Annotated in this window: 14 protein-coding genes; 8 read left to right on the top strand and 6 right to left on the bottom strand. The window is 35.7% G+C overall.

Features of this window, described 5'->3' with window-relative positions; genetic code table 11:
- Nucleotide 1: 1 nt before the first annotated feature.
- Nucleotides 2-1,888: a monovalent cation:proton antiporter-2 (CPA2) family protein gene (locus CEY12_RS17860; RefSeq protein ID WP_089028965.1), complete on the top strand. Its 1,887-nt coding sequence runs from the start codon at nt 2-4 to the stop codon at nt 1,886-1,888.
- 3 nt (nt 1,889-1,891) lie between these two features.
- On the opposite strand, the gene CEY12_RS17855 is transcribed toward CEY12_RS17860, so the two are convergent.
- Nucleotides 1,892-2,719, bottom strand: coding sequence for a head GIN domain-containing protein (locus tag CEY12_RS17855; RefSeq protein ID WP_089028964.1), 828 nt, complete (start codon nt 2,717-2,719; stop codon nt 1,892-1,894).
- Nucleotides 2,720-2,941: 222 nt separating this feature from the next.
- Here CEY12_RS17855 and CEY12_RS17850 point away from each other — a divergent pair, with 222 nt between their 5' ends.
- Nucleotides 2,942-5,083, top strand: a complete 2,142-nt coding sequence (locus CEY12_RS17850; protein WP_089028963.1) for a M3 family metallopeptidase — start codon at nt 2,942-2,944, stop codon at nt 5,081-5,083.
- A 213-nt stretch (nt 5,084-5,296) separates the two neighbouring features.
- Nucleotides 5,297-5,674, top strand: coding sequence for a YchJ family protein (locus CEY12_RS17845; RefSeq protein ID WP_089028962.1), 378 nt, complete (start codon nt 5,297-5,299; stop codon nt 5,672-5,674).
- Nucleotides 5,675-5,738: 64 nt separating this feature from the next.
- Here the strand turns inward: CEY12_RS17845 and CEY12_RS17840 are convergent, their stop codons facing one another.
- Both CEY12_RS17840 and CEY12_RS17835 read right to left on the bottom strand, forming a co-directional pair.
- Nucleotides 5,739-6,239, bottom strand: a complete 501-nt coding sequence (locus CEY12_RS17840) for a peptidylprolyl isomerase (RefSeq protein WP_089029918.1) — start codon at nt 6,237-6,239, stop codon at nt 5,739-5,741.
- 108 nt (nt 6,240-6,347) lie between these two features.
- Nucleotides 6,348-6,596 (bottom strand): VF530 family DNA-binding protein, encoded by a 249-nt coding sequence (locus tag CEY12_RS17835; protein WP_089028961.1) that lies wholly within the window; start codon nt 6,594-6,596, stop codon nt 6,348-6,350.
- A 336-nt stretch (nt 6,597-6,932) separates the two neighbouring features.
- Here CEY12_RS17835 and CEY12_RS17830 point away from each other — a divergent pair, with 336 nt between their 5' ends.
- Together CEY12_RS17830 and CEY12_RS17825 are read left to right on the top strand one after the other, a co-directional pair.
- Nucleotides 6,933-8,138: an exonuclease SbcCD subunit D gene (locus CEY12_RS17830; RefSeq protein ID WP_089028960.1), complete on the top strand. Its 1,206-nt coding sequence runs from the start codon at nt 6,933-6,935 to the stop codon at nt 8,136-8,138.
- A 2-nt stretch (nt 8,139-8,140) separates the two neighbouring features.
- Nucleotides 8,141-11,179: an AAA family ATPase gene (locus CEY12_RS17825; protein WP_089028959.1), complete on the top strand. Its 3,039-nt coding sequence runs from the start codon at nt 8,141-8,143 to the stop codon at nt 11,177-11,179.
- Between the two features lie 99 nt (nt 11,180-11,278).
- Here the strand turns inward: CEY12_RS17825 and CEY12_RS17820 are convergent, their stop codons facing one another.
- Together CEY12_RS17820 and CEY12_RS17815 are read right to left on the bottom strand one after the other, a co-directional pair.
- Nucleotides 11,279-12,304: an LLM class flavin-dependent oxidoreductase gene (locus CEY12_RS17820; RefSeq protein WP_089028958.1), complete on the bottom strand. Its 1,026-nt coding sequence runs from the start codon at nt 12,302-12,304 to the stop codon at nt 11,279-11,281.
- Between the two features lie 121 nt (nt 12,305-12,425).
- Complete coding sequence (locus CEY12_RS17815) at nt 12,426-14,564, bottom strand: S9 family peptidase (RefSeq protein ID WP_089028957.1); 2,139 nt, start codon at nt 14,562-14,564, stop codon at nt 12,426-12,428.
- A gap of 529 nt (nt 14,565-15,093) precedes the next feature.
- Between CEY12_RS17815 and CEY12_RS17810 the strand changes: the two genes are divergently transcribed.
- The 3 genes from CEY12_RS17810 (at nt 15,094) to CEY12_RS17800 (ending at nt 17,737) form a co-directional block, all read left to right on the top strand.
- Nucleotides 15,094-15,606 carry a YceI family protein gene (locus CEY12_RS17810; protein WP_089028956.1) on the top strand — a complete coding sequence of 171 codons (513 nt, stop codon included), beginning with the start codon at nt 15,094-15,096 and terminating at the stop codon, nt 15,604-15,606.
- A 76-nt stretch (nt 15,607-15,682) separates the two neighbouring features.
- Nucleotides 15,683-16,510: a 4,5-DOPA dioxygenase extradiol gene (ygiD, locus tag CEY12_RS17805; RefSeq protein WP_089028955.1), complete on the top strand. Its 828-nt coding sequence runs from the start codon at nt 15,683-15,685 to the stop codon at nt 16,508-16,510.
- Between the two features lie 57 nt (nt 16,511-16,567).
- The gene (locus CEY12_RS17800) at nt 16,568-17,737 is read left to right on the top strand and encodes a carboxypeptidase-like regulatory domain-containing protein (protein ID WP_089028954.1); all 1,170 of its coding nucleotides are present in this window, start codon (nt 16,568-16,570) and stop codon (nt 17,735-17,737) included.
- A 117-nt stretch (nt 17,738-17,854) separates the two neighbouring features.
- On the opposite strand, the gene CEY12_RS17795 is transcribed toward CEY12_RS17800, so the two are convergent.
- Nucleotides 17,855-19,339, bottom strand: coding sequence for a S8 family peptidase (locus tag CEY12_RS17795; RefSeq protein WP_089028953.1), 1,485 nt, complete (start codon nt 19,337-19,339; stop codon nt 17,855-17,857).
- Nucleotides 19,340-19,379 lie beyond the last annotated feature (40 nt).

Below are 19,379 nucleotides of genomic sequence, written 5' to 3'. Positions count from 1 at the left end.
TATGGAATCTTCTTTAGCAATGAATACGCTACTTTTCCTTGGTGTAGCCATTATTATGGTTCCACTGGCAAGGAAATTTGGATTAAGTTCTGTGATCGGATACATTGCAGGAGGGATCATTATTGGCCCTTATGTTCTCAGGCTTACCGGAAAGAATGTTAATGATATTATGCATGCCAGTGAGTTCGGAGTAATTATGCTGCTATTTTTAGTAGGACTTGAGCTGGAACCCAGGAAGTTTTGGGAAATGCGGAAAAAGATTGTGGGACTGGGACTGACTCAAATGCTCCTCAGTATTTCAATTTTATTTTTAGTCTTCACTGGTGTAGGATGGAGGATTGATCAGGCAATAGCTATCGCTATGTGTTTCGCTTTGTCATCTACGGCAATTGTTTTACAGACCTTACAGGAAAAAGACAATTTCAAAACAACTGCCGGAGAAGCATCTTTTTCCACCTTGCTATTTCAGGATATTGCAGTGATTCCTATTCTTGCCATTCTTCCGCTTATAGCCCATTATAAAACGACCAATCATAATAATGAAATACAAATTATCATTCAAAAGCTTCCTGAATGGTTACAAGCAGCTACCGTCCTTTTTGGAGTCGTTTTTCTGATCCTCTTGGGCAGGTACGTTTTTGTACCATTTCTGCGCTATGTTTCAAAATCAGGAATGACAGAATTACTAACCGCCTCATCCCTATTTCTTGTTATCGGAGTTTCAGAATTAATGGTCGCAATAGGATTATCGCCGGCATTAGGAGCCTTTTTAGCTGGAGTAATGCTTGCCAACAGCGAATTCAGACATGAACTGGAAGCGCAGATCGATCCTTTTAAAGGGCTATTGTTAGCCGTTTTCTTCGTAAGTGTAGGATCAACAATGAATTTTAATATCATTCAGCAAGACCCTATATTTATTTTTAGTACTGTCTTTGCGGTTTTAACTGTAAAATTTGTCGTTCTATATGCTATTGGAAAGTTTTTCAAAATCGATACTCCGCAGAGTTTATTTTATGCATTTGCACTTTCGCAGGTTGGAGAATTTTCTTTTGTCCTCATTAATTATGCCTCAGACCTTTATCTTTTAAGTCCGGAATTAAATGCTCAAATGATGGCTGTAACGGCGATCACTATGTGTATCACCCCATTCCTTCTTATAGTAAATGATAAATTCCTTACCCCAAAATTCATTAAAGAAAAACCGGAAGGTGAACATGATTATAACATTCTTGAAAGCGATGTTGTTCAAAAGAAAATAATCATTGTAGGCTTTGGACATTTTGGAAGTACCGTAGGACGGCTGCTTAAAGCGAACAAAATTCCGGCTACGGTTTTGGATCGGGATTCGGATCGGGTAAAATTATTAAGAAGCTATGGTTTTAAAGTATACTATGGGGATGCAACCAGAATTCCGATTCTAAGAGCAGCAGGAATTGAAGATGCAGAGTTGCTGGTTCTCTGTCTTGAAAATGCTAATGACAACATGTTTATTGCCGACCTGGTTCGTGAACATTATCCAAAGGTGAAAATATTTGTCCGGGCAAAAAACAGAATTGATGCTTACGCCTATCTCAATAACGGTATTGATAATATTTACCGTGAAACGCTGGGTACGGCTGTAGACATGGCTATTGACGTCCTTAACGAAACAGGAATGAGGAAATATGCAGCCAGACGGCTGGGCCAAAGGTTTATGGCTATCGACAAAGCTTCGATCCGAAAATTAGCCAAAGCTAAAGAGGAAGATGAAATTCTTCAGTTTACCACAAAAGAAATCCTCCAAAGAGAGGAGGAATTATTAGCATTTGATAATCTTAGCTTTGATAATAAAGATTGGGAAGGATCCTCAACTGCCGATGAAGACGAAGAAGAGGAATCCGAAAATTAATCCTTAGTGTACATTAACACTACCGCCACTGCTTTCTTCTTTGTTTACAACAGTAACATTCCCTTTTTTACGTATGTCAATACTACCTCCTGAAGAGGCATTGGCTTCAATTTTTGATGTTGCACTTATTTCTACACTTGCTCCACTTGATGCCTCCGCTTTTACATTTTCAGCAATAACATTTTCAGCAGAAATACTACTTCCCGAAGAAGAAGTAATATCAGCATTCTTAGACTTACCGGACAATGAAATACTTGCCGCAGAAGAAGCATCGATCCCAAGATCAACAGCCCATATTTTCCCATCGAAACTACTGCTGCTTCCCGCAGAAATATCCAGATTATTGGCTTCGATATCTCCGCTAATGCTTCCAGCACTAGAAATCTCTATCTCCGTTTTTTCCTGGGTAAATTTATCTTTAAGCGTGATCTTACCTGCAGAATTAGCTTCAAGTTTAGTGAAATCTTTAGTATAAATTTTTGCTGATACATTGCTTGAATTCATCACTCTTATTCCAGGCTTATAATGTATATGCAGTTTTCCACCATTGTTATCAACAAGAATCTCATTGATAATATTTTCAGGGGCTGAAATAACAACTCTCTCTGTCTCGGATTTTATAATTTGAGCATCAATAGCCTGCGAAATCTCAATTTCATCAAAATCTCCTTTATACTCCTTCTCTCTGGTAGGACCACTCCCTTTTTCTACCACATTATCTACTGTTTTAGACACCCAGTCACTTTTTTCGTTGTTTTTTCTATCGCGTCTTTCATTACATGAGGACAACACCACAAATGCTGAAAAAATAAATAGAGTTGTAGTTTTCATATGTATCATTTTTTATTAAGTTTTAGTATTATATAATTATAACAACTAAAATATAAAAAATATTACAACCGTTTTGATAATTATATTCATCCATTACCAGAAAGCACTACACTTTTTATAGAAATGAACTTTCTTCAAATACTTGCCAATCTTTTTCATAGAAGACGTTCGTATCAATACGTTAGTTTTTAATATCTTTATGCTTCAATAATAACTAATTTTATGAAAAATATTTCATCGGTATTATTAATTTCTGCTTTGGCATTTAACTACTCTTGTACAACAATGAAAAAAACCGATACCCAACAGGAAGTTCCTGTTCCAGACCCTTCTCTTTCGTCAAACCCTTTTATGAAAAAAAGTAAGCTCCAATATGAAGCTCCTGAGTTTGATAAAATCAAGAATGAAGATTTTAAACCTGCTTTTGATTTTGGATTAAAACAGCATGATGCTGAAATCATTAAAATTGCGAACAACCCCAGTGCTCCTACTTTTGAAAATACTATAGTTGCATTAGAGAAAAGCGGTGAAGTCTTAAAAAGAGCAACAATAGTATTTTCAAACTTAACAAGTGCAAATACGAATACTACATTACAAGCTCTTGATGAAGAATATGCACCAATTTTTGCGGCACATTCTGACAAAATGTATCTTAATGATAACCTGTACAAAAGAATACAATTGATCAAAGATGATGGTTTAGATTCTGAAAGTAAAAGGTTATTACAATTCTACAAACAGAATTTTGAGATCGCGGGTGCTAATCTATCTGCTGCAGATAAAGAAAAATTAAAGCAGGTGAATCAGGAACAAGCTTCTCTTTCTACCCAATATTCAAATAAATTATTAGAAGCAAGGAAGCAAGGAGGCGTTTTCTTTTCGGATGCAAAAGAACTTGATGGCCTTTCTGCTGATGAAATAGAAGCAGCTGCCGCTGATGCAAAAACAGCAGGACAGCCCGGAAAATATTTGTTGGCATTACAAAACACTACACAACAACCATTATTACAAAACCTTAAAAACAGAGCTACCAGAGAAAAACTATTCAAAGCTTCTTGGTTAAGAGCTGAAAAAGGTGATGCTAATGATACGAGAGAAACAATAGAAAAATTAGCTAAATTAAGGTTGAAAAAAGCTCAGATTTTAGGTAAAAAGAGCTATGCAGAATGGAAACTTCAGGATCAGATGGCAAAAACTCCGGAGGCTGCTACTCAATTAATGAATCAGATTGCAACTCCTGCCGTAGAAACTGCAAAACGTGAAGCCAAAGATATCCAGGATCTGATCGATCAGCAAAAAGGTGGTTTCAAAGTAGAACCCTGGGACTGGACTTTCTATGCAGAACAGGTAAGAAAAGCAAAATTCGATTTGGATGAAAATCAGATTAAGCCTTATTTTGAGGTAACTACAGTTTTAGAAAAAGGAGTTTTCTATGCTGCTGAAAAATTCTATGGGCTTACATTCAAAAAAAGAACTGACCTTCCGACCTACCATCCTGATGTAGTAACCTATGAGGTTTTTGATCATGACGGAAAATCAATTGCGATCTATTATTTGGATTTCTATACCAGAGATTCTAAAAATGGTGGTGCATGGATGAGTAATTTTGTTGAACAATCATATCTTTTAGGAACAAAACCTGTAATCGTCAATTGTTATAATTATCAAAAACCAGCTCCGGGAAAACCATCCTTAATTAGCTATGATGATGTTTCTACAATGTTCCATGAATTTGGGCACTCTATCCACGGAATGTTTGCAAGTCAAAAATATCCTTCTCTTTCAGGAACTAATGTACCAAGAGATTTTGTAGAGTTTCCTTCACAGATTAATGAGCATTGGGCTTTAGATCCTATTATTCTAAAAAACTATGCCCTTCATTATGAGACTAAACAGCCTATCCCACAAGCATTGGTTGATAAAATCAAAAAGGCGGGAACTTTCAATCAGGGGTATATGACAACAGAATTAGTTTCTGCAGCAGAACTAGACATGGACTGGCATACTGTAACTAATGACAGTCAGCTTATTCCAGTGTTGGATTTCGAAAAACAGTCATTGGCTAAACACGGATTTAATCTGGCAACTGTTCCGCCAAGATATCACACTCCTTATTTCGCTCATATCTGGGGCGGTGGATATTCAGCAGGATACTATGCTTATTTATGGTCTGAAACTTTAGATAATGATGCATGGGAATGGATTGAAAAAAATGGTGGACTAACAAGGGAAAATGGTGACCGTTTCAGAAAATATATCTTATCTGTAGGAAATTCCGTAGATCTGAATCAGGCATTCAGAGACTTTACTGGGCATGATCCGGATATTAAACCTTTATTGAGAAACAGAGGATTTATTAAATAAAATTGTAAAGCATTCATTAAGTTGGATGCTTTTCTTTTTTTCAGACACTAATAACACAAATAAATCCACGGATAACCACAAATAATTCTTTTGATTAACACAAACTTTGACTCCCTATCATTCCGGTGGATTTGGTCAATTGTAATAAGCAGATAAAATTGTGTCATTTGTGGTAAAAAATTGTGATTTTTGTGTTTTAAAAAATTTAAAACAATGAACTGTCCCTGCTGCTCCGGAAAGTCCTATGAAGAATGTTGCAAACCTTATCATACTGGAGAAAAACATGCTCCCACTGCAGAAGCTTTAATGCGTTCCCGGTTTTCTGCGTTTGCTATCCCTAACGGAGAATATCTAATGGAAACTACTCTGCCCGGAAAGCGTAAACTGCATAATAAAAAAGACCTTCAAGAATGGGGAGAGATCAATCAATGGGTAAAACTGGAAATCATTCAAACACCAGCTTTAAACCATGTGGAGTTCAAAGCACATTATATCGATCAGGATGGGAACTCTCAGCTCCATCATGAGTTTTCTATTTTTCAAAAAATGCATGACCGATGGTATTATGTTTCAGGAGAATTTTTAGATTAGAATCCTCATCAACAATAGTATATTACAAAAAAATGTCCGATAAAATCGGACATTTATATTATTCTTAGTGAGCTTCTGTTCCGTCGATTCCGTGAGAATGACCATGCGCTAATTCTTCTTCCGTAGCCGGACGTGTATTTAAAATTTCCACCTGGAAATCTAAAACTTTACCAGCCATTGGGTGGTTAAGATCTGCTACCACAACTTCTGGTGTTATTTCTACCACTAATGCTTGAAAATTATTCCCTTGATTATCAGATAAAGGCAAAATAGCTCCAACAGGAGGAACTCCAGATTCTTTAAACATATCAATCGGTAATTGTGCAATAGCATCCGGTTGTCTTTCACCATAAGCTTCTTCAGGGTGAATCGTAAAGCTTGTTTTATCACCAGCTTTTAAACCAAGGATATTTTGTTCAAACTTTGGAATCATCATTCCTACACCATGCAAAAATGTAAGTGGATTTTCTGCTGTTGTTTCTTCTACAAGAATCTTACTTCCATCCTCTTCGATTGTGTGAAGTATGTAACTTACAGCTACAACATGATTGTTTTCGATTGTCATATTTTTTCTTTTTTTCGTGAGTTTTTCACGATTAATAATGTGCAAATATACTATTTTTGATTATTTAGAGAAAAAACGCTAAAGAGTTTTAAAACAATATCCTGTCTTCTACTTTCTCTTTGCTTCGTCACGTTTTTTCTGTCTCAACATAAAGAGATACAGACTTTCAACTTTTGTTCTTGCCCAATCAGTTTTTCTCAAAAATTTCAGAGAAGAGCTGATACTTGGATTATCTGTAAAACATTTGATGTTGATTTGTTCACCCAGCTTCTCAAACCCTTTATAATACTCCACTAATTCTTCAAGAATAGCATCAAGTCTTTTTCCGTGTAAGGGATCTGGAGATTTTTCGTGCATATTTTTTTTGTAAAAATAAGGATAAGACTTTAAACTATAAAGAAATATGATAAATCACTTCTCAATATACCCCACTTCATCCCAGGCTCGAAGTCACAATAGCCCAACCGTCAGTTCGAGTGAAATTATTCGAAATGCAATGGAGAAGAATTTTGTATCGAGAACCTTAACTAAACAGGCTAGTTAAACCACTTCTCGATACACTCCACTTCGTTTCGTACTCGAAGTGATGTAAGTTACAAGCAACACTATTTAATAATCGAAATCTTTATCACCGGAATTAATGAAATCATCTTTAAATTTCACTTTCCCTTTTTTGTTTCTTACATTTGAGATATGAAAATTCTGCATACTGCCGACTGGCATTTAGGGAAACGTCTTGATCGATTTTCACGTCTGGAAGAGCAAGTCCAGGTTATGGATGAAATTGTTCAGATAGCCGATGATCAAATGGTTGATCTGATTATTGTTGCCGGAGATTTATTTGATAATTTCAACCCAAGTGTTGAAGCTGTTGAGTTATTTTATAAAACTTTAAAACGTTTATCTTTAAATGGGCAACGTCCCGTCATTGCAATCTCGGGGAATCATGATTCTCCTAACTTAATTGATGCTCCGGATCCTCTTGCAAGAGAATGTGGAATTATTTTAATTGGCTACCCAAAGGCCAGGGTTAATCCATTTGAATTGGAAAATTTCAGAATATCAAATTCACTTGAGGGGCTGATTGAATTACAGCTTAAGGGTTTTGATTTTCCTATCCGAATTTTGCATACTCCTTATGCGAATGAAATCCGGCTAAAAGAATATTTTGGAGAAAATAAAGAAGAAGAATTAAATAAAGTTTTAGCTGAAAACTGGAAACAGCTCGCTGACGAATTTTGCGATCATAAAGGTGTTAATATTTTATCCGCCCATTTATATATGAATAAAAGAGGCGCGGAACTCCTTGAGGAACCGGAAGGTGAAAAACCAATTAAAGTTGGAGCTGCAGATCTCATTTATTCTGATATTATTCCGGATCAGATTCAGTATACCGCATTAGGACATCTTCACAGTTTTCAGAATATTGGATCTAAAGAAAAGCCCGTTATTTATTCGTCCTCACCATTATGCTATAGCTTCAGTGAAGCAGGGCAGACAAAATATGTGAATATTATTGAGGCAGAACCTAATAAAGAAGTTTCGTATGAAAGGATCACTTTAAAAAATGGAAAAGCTCTGATCAGAAAAACTTTTGATTCCGTGGAAAATACTGTTTCATGGTTGCTTGAAAATCCTAATACCTTAATTGAATTAACTTTGGAAAGTGAAACTTTTTTAAGGGCAGAAGACCGAAAACTTATTTACCAGTCTCATAATGGTATTGTTCATTTAATTCCTAAGGTCAAAAATCAATATCTTAATGAAAATCAACTGCATGATATTAATTTGAATCAGGATATACAGTCTTTATTTAAGGATTATTTTAAATCTAAGAATAATGGACAGGAAGTTAATGAAGACTTAATGAATCTGTTTAACGAAATTCTAAACGCTTAACTATGCTCCCCATTCAATTAACAATAGAAGGTTTATATTCTTATCAGGAGCGTCAGACCATTGATTTTAAAAACCTTACAGAAGCCGGTTTATTTGGCATATTCGGTTCGGTAGGATCTGGAAAATCATCAATACTTGAAGCTATTTCTTTTGCTCTTTATGGAGAAACAGAGCGCCTTAACATGCGCGATAAAAGGGCTTACAATATGATGAACCTTAAATCGAACAGCTCATATATTGAATTTGATTTTGTAAATCATGAGAATAAATTGTTTCGCGCTACCCGGGATTTTAAAAGAAATTCAAAGAAGTTTGAGGATGTAAAACCATCTTCGGTGACATTTTATGAAAGTAAGAATGAGAAATGGACACCCCTTGATCACTCTGATGCTGAGAAGATTATAGGATTAAGCTATGCAAATTTTAAGCGGACGATCATTATTCCACAAGGTCAGTTTAAAGAATTTCTGGAGTTAGGAGCAGCAGACAGAACAAACATGATGAAAGAGATCTTCAATCTGCAAAGATTTGATCTTCAAAATAATGTTTCAATTTTAAGTAATAAAAACAGATCTGAACTCGATCAACTTCAGGGTGAGCTAAAAGGTTTTGAGGAAATAACCGAGGAACATATTAATTCCCACAAAGAACACCTCAAAGAGGAACAGCAAAAATTGAATGGGATACAAAAAGAGCACGAGCAAGTTTCAGGAAAATATCAGCAGTTAAAAAATTTAAAAACAGATTTTGAAAGCTTACAGCAAAAAAGAGAAGATTTTGAAAAAATATCCGCTGAGAAAATAAAAATTGATGAGCTGGAAAAGAAAACAGAGCTCTATGATATCATATTTAGGCTTTTTAGCCCTTTACTTGACATAAAAAACAGGCTTTCTGGTGAAATTTCAGACCGACAAAAGGAACTGCAAACTCACACAAAAGCTGTTGAAGAAACAGAAAAAAGCTTCACCAGTATAAAAGAACAGATCCATGCACTTCAACCTGAATTTGATGTTTTAAACCAATCAAAAATAACGGAAAATGATCTGGGGCTGATCTTACAAATACAAAAGTATTCAACAGAGATAAAAGCACTTGAAGAAAGGACACAGAAAGGTTCTGAAAAAGTCCAGGAGATCGAAGAAAAGCAGAAGCTCAGTCAGTCAAAAATAAATACTCTTACTAAGGAAACAAATGCGTTACGGACTAAAAAGGTCGAAGCGAACGTATTAATCAATGTTGGAAATTGGTTCGTTCAAAATAAGAGCTTAAATGATCTACAGCAGAAGCAATCTCATAAGCTAATTGAGTTGAAAGGCTTAATCGGGAAGGTTTTGGAAGAGCTGAAACCTCTTACTGTTGATCCTCTTAATTTTAAAGAAGAATTTAAAAGAAAAACTGAGGTTTTAGAGCTTAGCAGAAAAGAATCACTGCAAAAACTGGATCATCTTAAAGTACAGAAAGAGTTATCCCATTATGCCAGTAAACTTCATGAAGGTGAATCCTGTCCGCTTTGTGGTTCTTCCGAACATCCTCATATTATTGAATTCCATGATGTACATACAGAACTGAATGAAATTCAGGAGAAAATACAGTCTGATGAAAATGCCATTTCAAAACTCCAGAAAGAACATACGGAAATTGAAAAGATTTTAGATCGTAAGAAGATTTTTGAAGATCAGTTGCAGGCAGAAGAGGGAGTTTTAGAGCAGGTTCAAAAGGAGGCTCAAGTTCATCGCAAAAACTTCATATGGATAGACTTTAATGCTGATCATGAAAATGATTTTGAATTAAAAAGACAGCAGTCATTTACGATTGAAAAAGAAATTGAACAAATTAATCAGCAGATCTTAAAGGAGAGAGAAATTTTTGAAAAAGGACAAGAGATCCTTGAAAAATATAAAAAGGCATTAACTGATTTTAAAGTAGAAGAAGCAAAGAAAGAAGAGCAAATCAATACTAATCGCTCCAATTTAAAGACTTTAGATTGGAATGATTATGCGGGTACATCCTACCAGGAAATTCAGCAACTTCATCAAAAATTAACTGAAAAGAATCTGGAAGTTGAGAAAAAATATCATATCCTGATCAATCAGGAAAAAGAAGCGGCACCTAAATTAGCTGAACAAAAAACAATTGTCAGCCAGTTAAATATCCGAATCACAGAGCTGGAAAAAGAAAGATCTTCTAATGAAGAGTCTTTGCAATTGGCTTTGTTACAACAAAGAATCACTGAGCTCACAGAGGTACAAAATATTTTAAAGGAAGAAGTTCCCGTTCAGGAAATACGAAATCAAATTCAAGTATTCAGAATTCAGTTTGAAACATTAAAGAATGGGATTAGTGAATTGGAGACAAAACTCAAGGACTTTTCTTTTGACCAAGAGCAGTTTCATTCTGTTGAAGAGCAGTTTAAAATTTTGGAAATTACATTAAAACAAGCAAATACCGCCGTTGTAAAAACAACTTCTGAAATTGAAAGACTTGAAAAAGAGTTCCGGAAAAAAGAAACCCTTTTAAAAACCCTGGCTGAACTTCAAAAACGGTCTGACAATTTAAAAGTAATGACTAACCTGTTTAAAGCAGCTGGTTTTGTTCAGTATGTCTCTTCCATCTACCTGAGACAATTGTGCGATCATGCGAATATACGATTCCATAGAATGACAAGAAATCAATTGAGTCTTCAATTAAATGAAAACAATGATTTTGAAATCATTGATTATCTGAACGAGGGACGAAGCCGTAGTGTAAAAACGTTATCCGGTGGCCAGGCATTTCAGGTTTCTTTGAGTCTAGCTCTGGCTTTGGCAGAAAGTGTTCAGGCTTCTACAAAAGCAGAAAAAAACTTCTTCTTTATAGATGAGGGCTTCGGAACTCAGGACCTGGAGTCCGTGAATATTGTTTTTGAAACACTGATGGGCCTTCAAAAGGAAAACAGAATCGTTGGCATTATTTCTCATGTTGAAGAACTCAAAGAAAAAATTCCGATTTCCCTAAGTATTATCAAAGATGAAGAACGGGGAAGCCTTATAGAGAAGGTATAAGCTATTTTTACAGGTTCTGTTTTAAAACATCTTTTCGAATATTATATTGAGTGTTATTCAATTAAAAAACTCCATTGATTTTCAATGGAGTTTATATTTTTATAATGCTTTTACTTTTGGAAGAACTTCCTTACCAAACAGTTCTATAGATTTCATCATCAAATGATGATCAGGATCCCCTACATCCATATGTCCGATAAATCTTGTAATTCCAAAAATCTCTTTCATATAAGCAATCTTATCAGAAACCTCAGCCGGATTTCCAATAAATAGAGCGCCATCTTTACTTCTTCCTCCTTCATATTGCGCCTTTGTATAAGGAGCCCAACCTCTGGAAGATCCAATTCTGTCCATCTGTGACTTATAATTATTGAAATAGCCGTCTATTACATTCTGATCATCGCTAACGAAAGTATGAGAATGGACGGCAATCTGCATCTGAGCGACATCATGTCCTGCTTTCTGATATTCCTGTTTATAAAATTCAATCAGATTTCTAAATTGGATTGGCATTCCACCAATAATTGCTACCACCAATGGCATTCCTAGTTTTGCAGCACTTAAAACCGACTGTGGAGTTCCCCCAACAGCTCTCCAAATAGGAAGTACACCTCCATTCTTTGCTCTTGGGTATACGGTCTGATTTTGCATGGGTGCACGAAGCTCCCCTGACCATGAAACATTCTCTTCAGAATTGATCTTTAATAACAATTCCAATTTCTCATCAAAGAGTTGCTCATAATCATTTAAAGAATATCCATATAGAGGAAAAGATTCAATGAAGCTCCCTCTACCGACAAATATTTCAGCTCTTCCATCAGAAATTAAATCCAATGTCGAAAAGTCTTCATATACTTTTACAGGCTCAGATGAACTCAAAACGGTAACACCACTTGCCAATCTAATATTTTTTGTAATGCTGGCCGCAGCAGCCAAAACCATTTCCGGAGACGAAACAGCATAATCCGGACGGTGGTGTTCTCCCATTGCAAAAACATCAATTCCAACCTCATCCATTAATTTTACCTGTTCAAGAATCTCTCTGATCTTTACTCCTGCATCTTTGTATTTTCCTGTTGTTTGGTCTAAAGCCAAGTCCCCAAACATTCCGATACCTAATTCCATATTGTATGTTTTTTATTGATCCCAAAATTACAGGAATCAAAAATCAAAAACATTGATCAATGGTAAGAACGGAAATCAGTCTTCTAAAGAAAAAATCCAACCTTATCGGTTGGATTTAAAATTATTTTTTCAGATTCTGATCAAAATAGTCTGTAATCTTTTGCATCAAATGTACTCTGTCTTTCCCAATTACATTGTGAGGATGTCCCGGGTATACAAAGTAATCTAACTGAACTCCGTTATCAACGGCAGATTTGATGAATTTAATTGAGTGCTGCCACACGACAACATCATCTTGGGCACCGTGGATCATTAAAAGTTTCCCTTTTAAATTCTGAACTTTGTCCAGTAAGTTTGCTTTTGCATATCCTTCAGGATTTTCCTGTGGAGTATCCATATATCTTTCACCATACATGATTTCATACATCTTCCAGTCAATTACCGGTCCTCCAGCTACCCCAACTTTGAAAACATCAGGCTTGCGAAGCATAAAGCTTGTCGTCATAAATCCACCAAAGCTCCATCCATGAATTCCCATTCTCTCAGCATCTACATAAGGAAGTGACTTTAAATATTCCACTCCTTTCATTTGATCATCCATTTCTGTAGTTCCCAGATTTCTGAATACTGCCTGCTCAAATTTCAATCCACGGTTTGAAGAGCCTCTTCCATCCATCGTGAAAATAATGTATCCATTCTGAGCCATATATTCGTACCAAAGATTTCCTGATGCAGGAAAAGTATTAGTGATTAACTGAACGTTAGGTCCATTATACAAATAAACGATCACCGGATATTTTTTATTAGGATCAAAATTCGTTGGAAGAATAATTTTCCCATATAAAGAGGTGCCATCATCTGCTTTAAGGCTTACATTTTTAATCTCTGGTCGCTGATAGTTCTTCAATGTATTTTCAGCGGTAAGAATATTGGTGTATTTTAGGGTATTGGTATTAATAATATTGGCAACTTTTGGAGTTTTCGCATTGCTATATACATCATATAAATAATTTCCATCACTGCTTAAAACTCCTGAATGCATTCCTTCCGCATCATCCAGCTTTTGCATTCTGAAATTCGTCCAGTTGATTTTATACAAGTGTCTTTCTAAAGGAGTTTCTTTAGTTGAAACAAAATAAATTTCTTTTTTCTTTTCATTAAAACCTAATATATCAGTAACCAACCAATCGCCTTTCGTTATCTGCGAAATCAATCCTTTTTCTAAACTATAATGGAACAGGTGATTGTAGCCAGTTCTCTGACTCTGCCAGATAAAATCGGTGTTAGAGTTTGGGAAAAATACAAGTGGATGCTGAGGTTGCACATATTTATCATTTGTTTCTTCAAACAGGGTTTTCACAAAACTCCCGGTTGCAGCATCATATTGATTCATTTTCAAATGATTCTGACCTCTGTTTAAAACACCAACAAAGATATATTTTGAATCGGGGCTCCAGGTAATGGCTGTTAGATATTGATCTTTTTCACCTTCAATCTTTAAAAAAGTGGTAGATTGATTTTTAATGTTATAAACGCCTAAAGTCACCTGATGTGATACATTTCCTGCCATCGGATATTTCACATTGTGATTCACCGCGGGCGTTACAGACCAGTCGATTACAGGATAATCAGCTACCATAGTCTGATCCATTCTGTAAAACGCTACAGATTCAGAATTTGGAGCTGGAAAAATTCCTGTGTCAATTCCAAATTCATTTCTGTGAACAGCTTGTCCATTAATGATATTTTCATCGGTATCACTGGTAATAGCAACAGGTTTCCCATTTCTATTAATGTATAAATTATTTTTAACAGTATACACCAGGGTTTGGTTATCTCCTAAAATCCTTAAATTCGACGCATTTTCATCAAGTACTGAAGTACTTTTTACCTTCCAATCGTTTCCTGATCTTTCGACCCAGAACATTTGGTTGTTCGCATTAAAATAGCCATTTGAACTATTTAGGAATTTAACAGAAGGAACTGCATTTAGTTTATTTGTTGATAATTGTTTGTTTAATTGATTCAGGGACAACAAAGTATCCTGTTTGTTAGTCTTTAAATCAGTAATTAAATATCCTCCCTTTACAGCCTGAATGTAAGATTTGCCATCTTCAGACCAGGAAAATTGAGAGATATTTTTTACCGCTAAATTCGTTCTTAACCCATTTACAGCCTCTGCCATTGTAAATTTTTGGGTCTGAGCAAAAACAGATCCGCCCAAAACCACCATCAATAAAGTAAACTTATGTAATTTCATTATATAAAATTGAATCCACCAAAAGTAAGAAATAAATATCACCCGTTAAGAAAATGTTAAATTAAAAACATTCATAAAATGATATTATTATGTTAATTAAATAATTGCTTAACTTAATATCTGGATTTTGTTGCGGGTGTTTAGTTGATGGATAGTTCCCATTCAGCGCACAGGATGAAATCATGCGAGCATGGTTCCGAACAGAAGCCTGGAATCTAAATCCTGATTTTAATAATTCCTATAAGTGAAATGTTATATCAAATAATCTGCTGGTCAGTTTTAAGAATGCTTCGCTTTGCTCACAATGACAGGAAGAACACCCTAGCCCCGATAGTAACGGTTACCCCACAGCAGGAATAGGGAAAAGCTTTGGAGCGAGGAGTAAAAGTGGATAGCGGGAAATAGCTCCGAAAAACATGTGACCAATATGAATAAATAGTTAAGCTTAATTTCTTATCCTATATCAATGATTTGTACTCTATTCTTAATGTAGATTTGCAATATAAATAACAATAAAAAATACAACACAATGGCAACAAAATGGAATTTAGACCCAGCACACAGTGAAATTACTTTCAAAGTAAAACACATGATGATCTCTAATATTAAAGGAAACTTCACCAACTTCAATGCAGAAATTGAAGCTGATGACGATACGTTTTCCAATGCTAAAACAACAGCTACCATTCAAACGAACTCTGTTGCAACTCACAATGTAGACAGAGATAATCATTTAAAGGGTGAGGAATTCTTTAATGCTGAAGCAAACCCTACAATTACCTTCGAATCTCAGGCATTGAACGGAGATGTAACCGGAAATCTTACCATCAACGGAATTACAAAACCTGTCACTCTTGATGTTGATTTTAATGGTATTAATGTTGACCCTTGGGGGAATACAAAAGCAGGTTTCTCTTTTGAAGGGAAAATCAACAGAAAAGACTTCGGATTAAACTGGAATGCTGCTCTTGAAGCTGGTGGTGTGATGGTAAGTGAAGAAGTAAAATTAGCTGGAGAACTACAGTTTGTAAAACAAGCATAATTTTCATTCAGATATTTTTTAAGGTTCAGGGATTTTCTAAAGCCTTGAACCTTTTTCTTTTTAATACAACGCTATCATGAACCTCAACGATCTACAAAATATCAGCGATAATTTCAACAATACCGAAAGGATGCCAGTTCTATTTTTGGGACATGGCTCACCGATGAATGCAATTGAAGAGAATCAGTTTGTACAGGGATTCCGAAAAGCAGCTACGGAAATTCCTACCCCCAATGCGATCTTATGTATTTCTGCTCATTGGTACACACCGGGAACTTTTGTTACAGCAATGGATATGCCCAGAACAATTCATGATTTTGGAGGTTTTCCTCAAGCCTTGTTTGATGTGGAATATCCCGCTCACGGGAGCCCTGAACTGGCAAAAGAAACAGCTGAACTTCTGACTCCTGTTTTCGTTGAAGAGGATCATAATTGGGGACTTGATCATGGTGCATGGTCGGTGATCAAACATATGTATCCGGATGCCAATATTCCAGTGGTTCAGTTAAGCATTGATTACAGACAGCCCCCGCAGTATCATTATGATCTGGCAAAAAGGTTACACCAACTTCGGGAAAAGGGAATCTTAATTATTGGAAGCGGAAATATTGTTCATAACTTACGATTGATCGACTGGAGAAATATCAATACCGTTGGAGCTGGCTGGGACTGGGCCATAGAAGCAAGAGAGAAAACCAACAACTGGCTTCTTGACGGAAATTTCCAAAATATAATTGATTATCAGAAACAGGGTGCCTTTTTACAGTATGCTGTTCCAACACCGGATCATTATCTGCCGCTCATGTATACTTTAGGATTAAAAAATAAATCTGAAGAACTTGTTTTGTTTAATGATGAGTTGATTGGTGGTTCTTTAAGTATGACCAGTGTAAGAATCGGCTAAAATTAAGAATATTTTTCTTCTTTTTTTATCACTATAAATTTAGTAATATTGTTTACCATGAAAAAAACACTAGTACTACTTTTATTTATTCTGCCTTTTTACATTTTTACTGGTCAGGTGATCAAAGGTAAAATCGTTAACGAAATAGAACAGCCTATTCCCAATACCAGTATCTATCTGGATGGAACAACTATAGGAACAACCTCTAAGGAGGACGGAAGTTTTACCCTTGATATATCCTCAAAGAAAAATGCCAATCTTGTTTTTCAAAAAGAAAATTATGAAACCTCTACCGCTCCCATTGAGAGCTTAATTAATAAAATGGTTAAGGTGGTTCTAATGAAAGCCCAAACCATTGAAGAGGTTCAAATCATTCCTTATACTGAGGAGTCTTATAAAAACTTTATTAACTATTTTCTAAGTTCTTTTATAGGTTCCGACAGGGAAAATGTAAGAATTAAAAATCAACGGACCTTAAAGTTTTCCTACGATAAAAAAAACAAAATACTTAACGTAAAAGCTCCGGCAACGTTAATTATAGAAAATAAAAATCTGGGATATGAAATTGAGTACAATCTTATGAGCTTTTCTGCTGATTTTAATGCTAATATGTTCAATTATACCGGAACAAGTTTTTTCAAAAAAACAAAAAATACAGATCGGATAAAACTCAACAGGATGAATGCCTACGAAGGAAGTTTACTTCATTTCTTCCGGAGTGTATTCAACAATACTGTTTACGAGGAAGGCTTTATTACAAATAAGGTGATCCAGGTCCCTAACCCAAAATATCCTACCGAAGAAGAATTGACTAAGCTGAATGATTTCAGAGAGATCATGAAAAATTCAAGGGATCTAAAAATACCCGAAGATATTGGCAATATTATGCGTAGGAAAAATACTGAAAAACAATATGCTTTAGCAATTACTCAGCTTAAAATCCCTACGTCCAATTATACGACAAGAAATGAAAACAATGTAGTTTTCAGTTTTGCAGATATACTTCAGGTGAACTATGTTAAACATTTTTACGAACTTAAGGGTGGGCAATTTGTAAAAAGTACTATTCCTGTAGTATTGTCTTCTTACCTACATCCCGAGGGTGAAACTTTTGAAGTTTCTAAAGAAGGAAATATTACCACTCCTGACCTACTGATCAATGAAGGAGATTTTTCAAAAAATAAAATTGAAAACCTGCTCCCTTTGGACTATCAATTAAAAGATTAATGTAAGATCGAATAAAAGTCTGAAGATTATTTGATAAAGATTAAACTAAGGTGTATGCTTTCCAAAAGTAAAAAAGGAAATATTTCGTTTGAAATATTTCCTTTTTTACATTATTATTTATTGAACAGCATTTAAAACATTAATATTTCCATATCCATAACTTGAATTCGGATTAGGATAATAAGTTGCCGACTGTCTCATTTTGTTAAGCACCTGCTCTCTTGTCCATGAAGGATTTTTAGACCAAACCAAAGCCGCAATTCCTGCCGTTGCTGCTGTAGCAACAGAAGAACCGCCTACATAATCGGCCTGTCCGTTATAATAACTTAGAACAGGAACGGTATTTCCTGAAGCCCTTTCCATCTGAAAAGTAAAGTCTATCTGACTTCCGGAGTGGCAAACATCACATTTCTGATTGGAAGTATTTTCTTTTACTCCTGTGATCGCCTGAGTTTCTGACATGGATGCCGGGAATATTACCCCCACAAAATTGGTAAAGCTGGTAGATGTCCCACCTGCACAAAAAATCAACTTCCCTTTAGAATAGGCATACTTTACACCATCCTCAATTTTGCCCACCGAAAATATATGCCCCATCGACATTGAAATAATTTTTACATTGGTATTATTAGCCAGTTCCGTAAAAGCTGTCTTAACACCAGTCTGCTCACTGGAAGTTTCCAATACAACGTTTTCAGCAGCCCGGTATGCAATTAAATTGGCATTATAGGCAACTCCCACAGGCAATCCTGCATTATTTCGTGGAGCAGTCATTACAGAAGCCATTTTTGTTCCATGCCCACACTGATCTGCTGATCCGTCAGAATTATACACCCCAAATTTACTGATTGTTCTTCCGGAAGAAGCTCCATTATTAAAGCTGCTTCCCAACAAAGTCTGCTCGGGAGAAACCCCTGTGTCAATCAGACCGATAGTAATTCCGGCTCCTGTACTGTAGTTCCAGGCATTAGGAATATTATGTTTTGTGAAAGCCCAAGGAACTCTTGCGCTTGGTGTTGTAGACGTATAGTCTGCTGCGGTTAAAGTGGATGATGAAAAACCACATCCCGAAGAACCACTTCCTGAAGATTTCGCTGTTGTATTATTTGCAGATTCAAACTCAAAATAATGGTAATCTCCAGGTTCCACATAGCGAATTATTTTCATTTGTCGGAGAGCAGCAATTGTTTCTTCTTTTTCAATGATAACATCCATCTGGTTGAGGTACTCATCAGAAAGCAGAAGAAATCCTCTTTCATCTTTTCCTTCATATTTTTTGATCACCGAGAGAACTTCTCGTTCCATATCGCTGTGGTTCGGGGATTTACTTCTGTCGAAATCATCCTTGGAAGAACCAAAGCCGATAGATACCATTCTGTTTCCCCGGAAAACAGCACTCCAAAGAACATGATTGGAAGACTGGCTCCAATTAAAAGAACCTTTGTTTTTGATGGATTGATTGATCTCAGCGTTGATCTGTTTCCCTGTTAAAGGATCTTTTTGAAAAGCCTCTGTACCAGCCGTCTCATTTTGGATACCTTCCCTGTTACACGAAACAACAAAGAACAACAAGACTAAAAGGTAAAATACATTTTTTTTCATATAAATTAATTTTGATTGGTCAACAAAAGATATCACTTTC

This window comes from Chryseobacterium sp. T16E-39, assembly GCF_002216065.1.
Lineage (GTDB): Bacteria > Bacteroidota > Bacteroidia > Flavobacteriales > Weeksellaceae > Chryseobacterium.
The sequence above is the reverse complement of the archived record's forward strand: the minus strand, read 5'-3'. Positions and strand labels throughout refer to the sequence as shown.

Bases quoted from the DNA above. Each gene is read 5' to 3' on its own strand.
- CEY12_RS17795 (WP_089028953.1), bottom strand. From the start codon at position 19,339: ATGAAAAAAAATGTATTTTACCTTTTAGTCTTGTTGTTCTTTGTTGTT.
- ygiD (WP_089028955.1), top strand. From the start codon at position 15,683: ATGAACCTCAACGATCTACAAAATATCAGCGATAATTTCAACAATACC.
- CEY12_RS17855 (WP_089028964.1), bottom strand. From the start codon at position 2,719: ATGAAAACTACAACTCTATTTATTTTTTCAGCATTTGTGGTGTTGTCC.
- CEY12_RS17830 (WP_089028960.1), top strand. From the start codon at position 6,933: ATGAAAATTCTGCATACTGCCGACTGGCATTTAGGGAAACGTCTTGAT.
- CEY12_RS17850 (WP_089028963.1), top strand. From the start codon at position 2,942: ATGAAAAATATTTCATCGGTATTATTAATTTCTGCTTTGGCATTTAAC.
- CEY12_RS17810 (WP_089028956.1), top strand. From the start codon at position 15,094: ATGGCAACAAAATGGAATTTAGACCCAGCACACAGTGAAATTACTTTC.
- CEY12_RS17825 (WP_089028959.1), top strand. From the start codon at position 8,141: ATGCTCCCCATTCAATTAACAATAGAAGGTTTATATTCTTATCAGGAG.
- CEY12_RS17835 (WP_089028961.1), bottom strand. From the start codon at position 6,596: ATGCACGAAAAATCTCCAGATCCCTTACACGGAAAAAGACTTGATGCT.
- CEY12_RS17860 (WP_089028965.1), top strand. From the start codon at position 2: ATGGAATCTTCTTTAGCAATGAATACGCTACTTTTCCTTGGTGTAGCC.
- CEY12_RS17845 (WP_089028962.1), top strand. From the start codon at position 5,297: ATGAACTGTCCCTGCTGCTCCGGAAAGTCCTATGAAGAATGTTGCAAA.
- CEY12_RS17840 (WP_089029918.1), bottom strand. From the start codon at position 6,239: ATGACAATCGAAAACAATCATGTTGTAGCTGTAAGTTACATACTTCAC.
- CEY12_RS17800 (WP_089028954.1), top strand. From the start codon at position 16,568: ATGAAAAAAACACTAGTACTACTTTTATTTATTCTGCCTTTTTACATT.
- CEY12_RS17820 (WP_089028958.1), bottom strand. From the start codon at position 12,304: ATGGAATTAGGTATCGGAATGTTTGGGGACTTGGCTTTAGACCAAACA.
- CEY12_RS17815 (WP_089028957.1), bottom strand. From the start codon at position 14,564: ATGAAATTACATAAGTTTACTTTATTGATGGTGGTTTTGGGCGGATCT.